The organism is Eubacterium pyruvativorans (assembly GCF_900102225.1).
GTDB classification, from domain to species: Bacteria; Bacillota; Clostridia; order Peptostreptococcales; family Anaerovoracaceae; genus Aminicella; species Aminicella pyruvativorans.
Genome location: NZ_FNBF01000040.1, coordinates 1 through 8,707, shown reverse-complemented (window position 1 = coordinate 8,707; position 8,707 = coordinate 1). Strand labels below are relative to the sequence as shown.

5 protein-coding genes are annotated in these 8,707 nt (G+C 54.0%); 1 reads left to right on the top strand and 4 read right to left on the bottom strand.

Translation table 11 applies throughout. The features are described from left to right. Positions 1 to 341: 341 nt before the first annotated feature. The gene (locus BLQ24_RS09640; RefSeq protein ID WP_090164718.1) at positions 342 to 938 is read left to right on the top strand and encodes a TetR/AcrR family transcriptional regulator; all 597 of its coding nucleotides are present in this window, start codon (positions 342 to 344) and stop codon (positions 936 to 938) included. A 106-nt stretch (positions 939 to 1,044) separates the two neighbouring features. On the opposite strand, the gene BLQ24_RS09635 is transcribed toward BLQ24_RS09640, so the two are convergent. The 4 genes from BLQ24_RS09635 to BLQ24_RS09620 form a co-directional block, all read right to left on the bottom strand. Then, a complete protein-coding gene (locus tag BLQ24_RS09635) occupies positions 1,045 to 4,497 on the bottom strand; it encodes a pyruvate carboxylase (RefSeq protein WP_090164717.1) in 3,453 nt (1,150 codons plus the stop codon). Between the two features lie 154 nt (positions 4,498 to 4,651). Then, positions 4,652 to 5,461 (bottom strand): mechanosensitive ion channel family protein, encoded by an 810-nt coding sequence (locus BLQ24_RS09630; protein ID WP_090164716.1) that lies wholly within the window; start codon positions 5,459 to 5,461, stop codon positions 4,652 to 4,654. 10 nt (positions 5,462 to 5,471) lie between these two features. Further along, entirely contained in the window at positions 5,472 to 7,376 is a 1,905-nt protein-coding gene (gene typA / locus BLQ24_RS09625) for a translational GTPase TypA (protein WP_090164715.1), read from the bottom strand. A gap of 125 nt (positions 7,377 to 7,501) precedes the next feature. Next, on the bottom strand, positions 7,502 to 8,173 hold the full coding sequence (locus tag BLQ24_RS09620) for a uracil-DNA glycosylase (protein ID WP_090164714.1): 672 nt from the start codon (positions 8,171 to 8,173) through the stop codon (positions 7,502 to 7,504). Positions 8,174 to 8,707 lie beyond the last annotated feature (534 nt).

Sequence of the window (8,707 nt, the reverse complement as noted above, 5' to 3'; positions counted from 1 at the left end):
TCTGCCTTTTGACACATCAATACCTACTGCGTTTAACATCACTGATACCTCCGATATTGAAATTGCAATGGATGACCAGTTTTCTCATTGCCGATTCAATCTCCTGGGGTATCACACGAACGCAATGTAATTAGTAAATCGGTTCAACCTGCATAAACCGAACGGCTGCAAATGAGTATGGCTGGCTGACAGGCTTTCGTGCGGACGCCATATGGTCCTAGGAGGAACAAGTCAGATCCATGCCACACCATTGTACAGCTTTAGCAATGAAAGGGAGCAGATCCTGGCTGGTTGTCAGGTGTCTGTTACCTACAACTTTATTGTAGGAGGAGGTCCGGGCATTGGGAAGAAAGAAGCAGACGAAGAAAGAAAAGATCATCAATGCCGCCTGGCGCCTGTTCAAGGTCAACGGCTACGACAACACCACAGTAGAAGACATCATCAGTGCTTCGAAGACATCAAAGGGGACTTTCTATCACTATTTCAAGGGAAAATCCGCCCTGCTGAACACCCTCTCCATGGTATTCGACAACGGATATGAAGAGTACTATGAAACCGTCACACCGGACATGACCATGTCAGATATTCTGCTGGGCAGCAACGAATACCTGTTCCGGCTGATCGACGACGAGGTGGATCCTGAACTTCTGGCCTATCTGTATTCCTCTCAGATCGTGACAGACGACTACAGATGCCTGCAGGATGCGAACCGATTCTACTTCCGGTTCGTACGGCAAACACTGGAAAAAGGGCTGAAAAGCGGGGAATTCAGCATACAGGAAGGGACCACCATCGAAGACATGCTCCACATCTACACAATGTACGAGCGGGCCCTGCTGTATGACTGGGTGCTGTATAAGCAGGGATACGATCTGGTATCCTATTCCCAGCGCATGCTGCGCCCGATCGTTGCGGGTTTCCGGGACGGCATTTTCTAAACGCTGTGCATGCATACCTGCGAAAAGATCCCGGCGGGATATCCTCCCGCCGGGATCTTTTCGTGTTTATTACGCAGAATCCTTTCGGATTCCAGTACAGGCTGAATTATTTCGCCGGATCGATGACGGCAATCAGCTGTCCGGACTTCACCACATCGCCTTCCTTCACGTCGATGTCAGTGATCACGCCGGTAGTCGTAGCCAGGATGTTGGATTCCATCTTCATGGCTTCGATGACTGCGATCGGCTGATTCTCCTCCACCTCGTCTCCGGCCTTCATCAGAACCTTCACGATGTTGCCCGGGATGTTGGCGCCCACCTGGGTCGGATCATCCGGATCCGCGAACTGGGTGGTGGCATTCTGCTCTGCATTCTGGATGGAATGATCCTTGATCTTCACAATCCGCATGTTGCCGTCCACCTCGAAGACCAGATCACGATAGCCGTTCTCGTCCACATCTCTGACCTCGATCAGCTTGATGACAAGCTCCCGGCCTTCGCTCACCTTGACTTCGCAGGTCTCACCGACTGCCAGTCCGTGGAAGAAGATGTCGGATCCCATCATGGACATGTCTCCGTCCTTCTCCCGGCTCTTCAGGAAGTCCTCGAAGACCTTCGGGTACATGGCGTAGGAGATGATCTCCCGCGGCGTTCCTTCCAGACCGAAGTACTTCTCCAGTCCCTGCTTGATATAATCGAAATCTTCCGGCGGCAGCAGCTCACCCGGACGGCAGGTGATCGGCTTCTTGTCCTTCAGCACGATCTTCTGCAGTTCTTCATTGAAGCCGCCTTCCGGCTGACCCATCATGCCCTCGAAGAAGGAGACAATGGAATCCGGGAAATCCAGGTTCTTGCCCTTCTCCATGATATTCTCCGGTGTCAGGTCATTCTGTACCATGAAGATCGCCATGTCGCCCACCGCCTTGGAGGACGGTGTTACCTTCACGATATCACCCAGCATCTGGTTGACGGTCTTGTACATTTCCTTGACTTCCTGGAACTTGTGCCCCAGACCGAAACTCTCCACCTGCGGTTTCAGGTTGGAATACTGACCGCCAGGGATCTCGTACTTGTAAATCTCGGCGGAAGCTGCCTGCAGTCCGGATTCAAACTGCTTGTAAACCGGTCTGACATCCGCCCAGTAGTCGGAAATCACCTGCATGCCGTCCGGATCGATGCCGGTATCTCTCTCGGAGTTTCTCAGCGCCGCAATAATGGAGTTCTCCGCCGGCTGGGAAGTCAGACCGGACATGCTGTTAATCGCTGCATCCGCGATGTCCACACCGGCCTGGGCCGCCATCAGTACCGTGGCCACACCGTTGCCGGAGGTGTCATGGGTATGCAGGTGAATCGGAACCCCCACCTCTTCTTTCAGGGCCTTGACCAGCTTGCGGGCCGCCATCGGCTTCAGCAGACCGGACATATCCTTGATTGCGATGATGTGAGCGCCTCTCTTCTCCAGCTCCTTCGCCATCTTCACATAGTAATCCAGGGTATATTTCGTTCTGGTCTCGTCCAGGATATCTCCTGTGTAGCACATGGTCGCTTCGCAGATCTTTCCCTGGTTCAGAACTTCATCCATGGCCACTTCCATACCCGGCACCCAGTTCAGGGAGTCGAAGATACGGAATACATCGATGCCGCCCTCTGCAGAGCGTTTCACGAAGTCACGGATGACGTTATCCGGATAGTTCTTGTAACCCACCGCATTGGCACCCCGGAGGAGCATCTGGAACAGGATGTTCGGGATCTTCTCACGCAGCTTGTCCAGTCTGTCCCACGGGGACTCCTTCAGGAACCGGTATGCCGTATCGAAGGTGGCGCCGCCCCACATCTCCATGGAGAACAGATCCTGACCGTACTTCGCATAGGCCGGTGCGATCTTCAGCATATCCACACTTCTGACCCGGGTTGCCATCAGCGACTGCTGGGCATCCCGCATGGTCGTATCGGTGATCAGCAGCTTCTTCTGATCTCTGACCCATTTGGAAACGTATTCCGCTCCGTTCCGGTCGAACATCTGCTTCGTTCCGGAAAGGGTGTTGATCTCCGTCATCGGAATCTTCGGGAAGACCGGCACATTGAACTGCGGGTGCTGGCCCTTCGTCTCGTTGACCACCTTGTTTCCGATGTACTTCAGAACCTTCAGTTCCTTGTCTTCCACCGCCTCGATATTCATCAGCTCCGGATTATTGCCGATGAATCCGGTGTCGCACTGTCCCGCCTTGAAAATCGGGTGGTTCAGTACGTTCAGCAGGAAGCCCTGGTTCGTCTTCACGCCCTTGATTTCCGTCTCTCTGAGTGCACGGACCGCTTTCCTGCGGGCATCTTCAAAGGACAGGCCGAATGCACTGATCTTCACCAGCAGAGAGTCATAGTATGGTGAAATCACTGCTCCGGTGAAGCCGTTGCCGCCGTCCAGACGGATGCCGAAGCCGGAAGCACTTCTGTACTGGTCGATCGTTCCGGTGTCCGGCGCAAATCCGTTGACCGGGTCCTCCGTCGTCACACGGCACTGGATCGCATATCCTCTGGTGGTGATATCCTTCTGGCTGGTAATGCCGATTTCCGGAGAATCCAGCGAATAGCCCTCTGCCACCAGGATCTGATCCTGCACAATATCTCTGCCCGTTACCAGTTCCGAAACCGTATGTTCCACCTGAATACGCGGGTTCATCTCGATGAAATAGTGATCGCCGTTCTTGTCGAACAGGAACTCCACCGTACCGGCACTTCTGTAGTTCACGGCCCGGGCGATCTTCAGCGCGTCAGCACAGATTGCCTGTCTCTGCTTCTCTGTGAGACAAAGCGCAGGCGTGAACTCGATCACCTTCTGGTGACGTCTCTGAATGGAGCAGTCCCGCTCATACATGTGAACGATATTGCCGTACTTGTCTCCCAGTACCTGAATCTCGATATGCTTCGGATTCTCGATATATTTCTCGATGAAGATGGTGTCGTTGCCGAACGCCTTCTTCGCCTCACTTCTGGCGGTTCTGTACTCCTGTACGATGCTGGACTTATCCCGGACAACACGCATGCCCCGGCCGCCGCCGCCGGCCGCTGCCTTCAGCATGACCGGATAACCGATCTTATCGGCGAACTGAACTACTTCTTCGTCTGTCTCAATGGCCTTCTCAACACCCGGGATGAACGGAACACCCACCTCGTCCGCCACGATCTTCGACTGGATCTTGTCTCCCAGCCGATTCATCATCGTGGAATTCGGGCCGATGAATTCAATTCCTGCCTTCTCGCAGGCATCCGCAAAATCCGGATTCTCCGCCAGGAAGCCATATCCAGGATGAATTGCGTCAACACCCTTCGTCTTCGCCAACTCAACAATCTCATCGATGCCCAGATAAGCATCGACAGGTGCCTTGCCTTTTCCGATCTGATATGCCTCATCTGCCTTCGTGCGGAACAGCGACGTCTTGTCCTCTTCGGAATAGATCGCTACTGTACGGATACCCAGCTCTTTACAGGCACGGAAAACTCGAATCGCGATCTCGCCGCGGTTAGCGACCAGCACTCGCTTGAACTTCTTGATTTCTCCCATTTCAAAACTCCTGTACTGTAGATTGTAATAACCAATTCTATAAATAAGAGCAGCCTTCTGCTCCTATCTAACTATATAACGGCGCCTGCGGGCTGTTCCTCCTCTTCGACAAAAAGTACCCGGAAAGCCGTTCGCCCCAAGGCATCCGGCAGGATCAGGACATAATCCTGACATCAGACCGGCGCACCGGCGGCTGAATCCCCGCCTCTTCGAAGGCCTTACGGACCTCCTTCTCCACCATGGTCTTCGCCTCGGAGCGCTGCTCCGTGCGGCACCAATAGCACGCCTTGAACGCAACGCCATCCGGCGAAGAACCGGTGATCGAGATGTACGGAGCCGGATCCCGGAGCAGGATGTCCACCCGGTCCGGAATCGTTTTCAGGATTTTCTCCGCTTCGGTAATGTCTGACTGAAGACCAATCCAGAAATTTCCGTCAACTCGGCGTATGTCCCGTCGGGAACAGTTTACGATGACAGAGTTCGTGATCGTCCCGTTCGGGATGATCACGTCCTCATATGCATATGTATGCAGCTTCGTATCCATCAGATCGATATAATCCACCACGCCGGAATAACCCGCTACCTGAATTTCGTCACCGCTCACGAAAGGCTTCGTCAGCAGCAGAATAATGCCCCCCGCCACATTGGCGAGACTGTCCTTCAGGGCCAGCGCAATCGCTGCGCCCGCAGTGCCCAGCACCGCCACGAACGGCGCCATATTCACGTTCAGTCTGGACATGATCGTCAGAATGAGCATGAGCCACAGCAACCCTCTCGTGATCCGGAGGATCATCACCACGGCGGAATTATCGATCCGGTCTGTCTTCCGGAGCGCCTTCCGCTCGAAATGGATCACCGTGCGGATGACGAAATATCCGATGACCAGAACCAGTATGATTTCTGCCACCTTCAGCAGTGCCTCGGATCCCAGATCCACGTTCTTGAATGCATTCAGGAACTTCATTCTCGTCCCCCTACTGCTGACTCTGGTTCATGAGACGGGTCCGCTCATTGCGGGCTCTTCTTCTCTCCAGTTCGGTGAGCAGTTTCTTCCGGAGACGGATATCCTCCGGTGTAATCTCCACCAGTTCATCTTCCTCAATAAATTCCAGCGCTTCTTCCAGGGAGAAGACTCTCGGCGGCGTCAGCTTGATCGTATCGTCAGAACCGGCGGCACGCTGATTGCTGACCTTCTTCGCCTTGCACGGATTGACATCCATGTCGTCTTCTCTGGAATTCATGCCCACGATCATTCCTTCATAAACATGGGTGCCCGGAGAAACAAACATCTGGACACGCTCCTGAATATTCCAGATCGCATACGGCGTACAGGTTCCTTCTTCAATGGCGATGGCAACCCCGTTGCCTCTCCCCGGAACCTCACCCTTGAACGGCTCAAAATCAAAGAACCGCCGCTCCATATTTCCTTCCCCGTGGGTGTCGTTGATGAATTCCGAGCGGTAGCCCAGAAGTCCACGGGTCGGCACATGATACTCCAGCCGGGTGTAGCCGTTCTCGGAGTTCATCTGCAGCATCATGCCCTTTCTCATATTCAGCTTGGAGATAATCGTTCCGGAATATTCGTCCGGAGCGGTGATCACAACTTCTTCCACCGGTTCCAGCTCATTGCCGTTCTCGTCCCGGTGCAGGATGACGTGCGGCTTGGAAACCGCCAGCTCGTACCCTTCTCTTCTCATATTCTCAATGAGAATAGAAAGGTGCAGTTCTCCTCTGCCGGACACCTTGAAACAGTCTGTGGAATCCGTCTCCTCCACCTTCAGTCCCACATTGACTTCCAGTTCCTTCGCCAGCCTCTCCCGGATGTGGCGGGATGTGACGAACTTGCCCACTTTCCCGGCAAACGGAGAGGAATTGACCATAAAATTCATGGACAGCGTCGGTTCTTCGATGTGGATCATTTCCATGGCTTCCGGGTGTTCCGGATCGCAGATCGTCTCACCGATGGAAATATCAGAGATGCCGGACACCACTACAATATCGCCGCACTGGGCCTCTTCCACCGGCATTCTCTGCAGTCCACGGTAGACAAATACCTGTCCGATCTTCCGGTCGGCGACTTCCCCGCCTTCCTTCGTGACCTTCACTGTCTGCCCCGCCTTCACAGTACCCCGGGTGATACGGCCGATCCCCAGTCTGCCGATATAATCGTCATAAGCCAGCTGGCTGACCTGCATCTGCAGCGGTTCACCGGTTCTGTCCGGATACGGTTCATAGTGCTCCAGAATCTCGTCCAGCAGCGGATTGATATTCAGACCGCCGAATCCTTCCGGCGTGTGCTTCATCTTCCGGTCTCCCTCGCCGATATCAATGCTCTCCACTTCGGCCGGATCCTTCACTGCGATTCCCTGACGGGCGATGCCGTACAGAATCGGGAAATCCAGCTGTTCATCAGTGGCATCCAGATCCATGAACAATTCGTAGACCTCATCCACCACCTCATCGATGCGAGCGTCCTTCTTGTCGATTTTGTTAATGAAAAGGATCGGATTCAGCCCCTGCTCCAGGGACTTGGACAACACGAACCGGGTCTGCGGCATCGGTCCCTCGCTGGAATCCACCAGCAGGATCACTGCATCCACCGTCTTCATGATCCGCTCCACCTCAGAGGAGAAATCCGCATGCCCCGGGGTGTCAACGATATTAATCTTCACCCCGTTATGCATGATGGAACAATTCTTCGAATAGATTGTGATGCCCCGCTCCCGCTCAATGGCATCACTGTCCATCACGCAGTCGATGACTTCCTCGTTCTCCCGGAACACATGACTCTGGCTCAGGAACGCATCCACCAGCGTGGACTTCCCCGCATCGACGTGGGCGATAACAGCTATATTAATGATTTTCTGAAAATCTGACATTCGTCTCGTAACTCCTTCAACTTTTCGTTTCAATCTAACAATTAATTTTACACTTCTGACGGACCGTTTTCAACAGATTTCTTGTGATCAAACACAAAAAACGTTTTCGAACACTCCGCCAAACGCTAAATTCTCCAATCCACCGGCGCCTCTCCATTGGCCTCCAGAAAGGCATTCGCTCTGGAAAAATACTTTCCGCCGAAAAACCCCCGGTATGCCGACAGCGGACTCGGGTGCGCCCCGGTCAGAATCAAATGCCGCTGCTCTGTAATCAGCGGAATCTTCGCCTTCGCATTGGCTCCCCACAGAATGAAACAAACCGGCTTCTCCCGCTCATTCAGTTTCCGGATTATCTCGTCCGTCAGAATCTCCCATCCCATGCCCCGGTGAGAATTCGCTTCGTGGGCCCGGACCGTCAGCACTGTGTTCAGCAGCAGCACCCCGGACTTCGCCCAGGGAATCAGACAGCCGTGATTCTTATCCGGCGGCGGAAAACCCAGATCACTCTCCAGCTCCTTGAAAATATTCACCAGTGACGGCGGCTGCGGCACCCCCTCCTGCACGGAGAACGCCAGCCCGTGGGCCTGCCCCGGCTCATGATAGGGATCCTGTCCCAATATCACAACCTTCACATCCCCGTAGGGCGTATACCGGAGTGCATTAAAAATGTCCCTCATATCCGGATAGATCGTCTGGCTGCGGTACTCCTCGATCAAAAAATTTCTCACCAGCTGATAATACGGTTTCTGAAATTCTCCCTCCAGGACCCGGTCCCAGTCATTCCCGATACTCACCATCCGCCCATCTCCTTCTGATCCGATTCTGCTCCGCTTCCTGCACCTGTAAATTCGTCGCACAGCTTCCGATTCGATTTCCTGTACCTCTGATTTCAACGCACAGCATATCTAATATATATTACCACACAAACCCTTCGAATGACAGACAAAAAGTGACAGGAAGCCGGTCACATCACGGTGCGGCGGTCGCCCGGCCAGGTGCAGCCGGTCACATAACGGTGCGGCGGTCGCCCGGTCAGGTGCATCCGGTCACGTCACGGCGCGGCGGTCGCCCGGCCAGGTGCGATTTCACAAAAAAATCCATTTCCGCACCTTCTCCGGGCCGGTTTCCGCTCAAACAGCCGGCGGCGGGATACGGCCGGGTGCGAAATCCGTGAAACTGTCCATATCGCACCTTACCGGCGGTGGTAATGTATTGACAGATCGGAGTTATTTTTCCGGTGCCTGTATATCCACACGACCTGTTGTATGTTCATCCACACCATCAGATGGACGCGCCTTTCGAGCACGGTGCGGGCGGACCGGCGTAATTGA

Coding starts and splice junctions, on each gene's coding strand:
- BLQ24_RS09620 (WP_090164714.1), bottom strand. CDS start 8,173: ATGGTGAGTATCGGGAATGACTGGGACCGGGTCCTGGAGGGAGAATTT.
- typA (WP_090164715.1), bottom strand. CDS start 7,376: ATGTCAGATTTTCAGAAAATCATTAATATAGCTGTTATCGCCCACGTC.
- BLQ24_RS09635 (WP_090164717.1), bottom strand. CDS start 4,497: ATGGGAGAAATCAAGAAGTTCAAGCGAGTGCTGGTCGCTAACCGCGGC.
- BLQ24_RS09630 (WP_090164716.1), bottom strand. CDS start 5,461: ATGAAGTTCCTGAATGCATTCAAGAACGTGGATCTGGGATCCGAGGCA.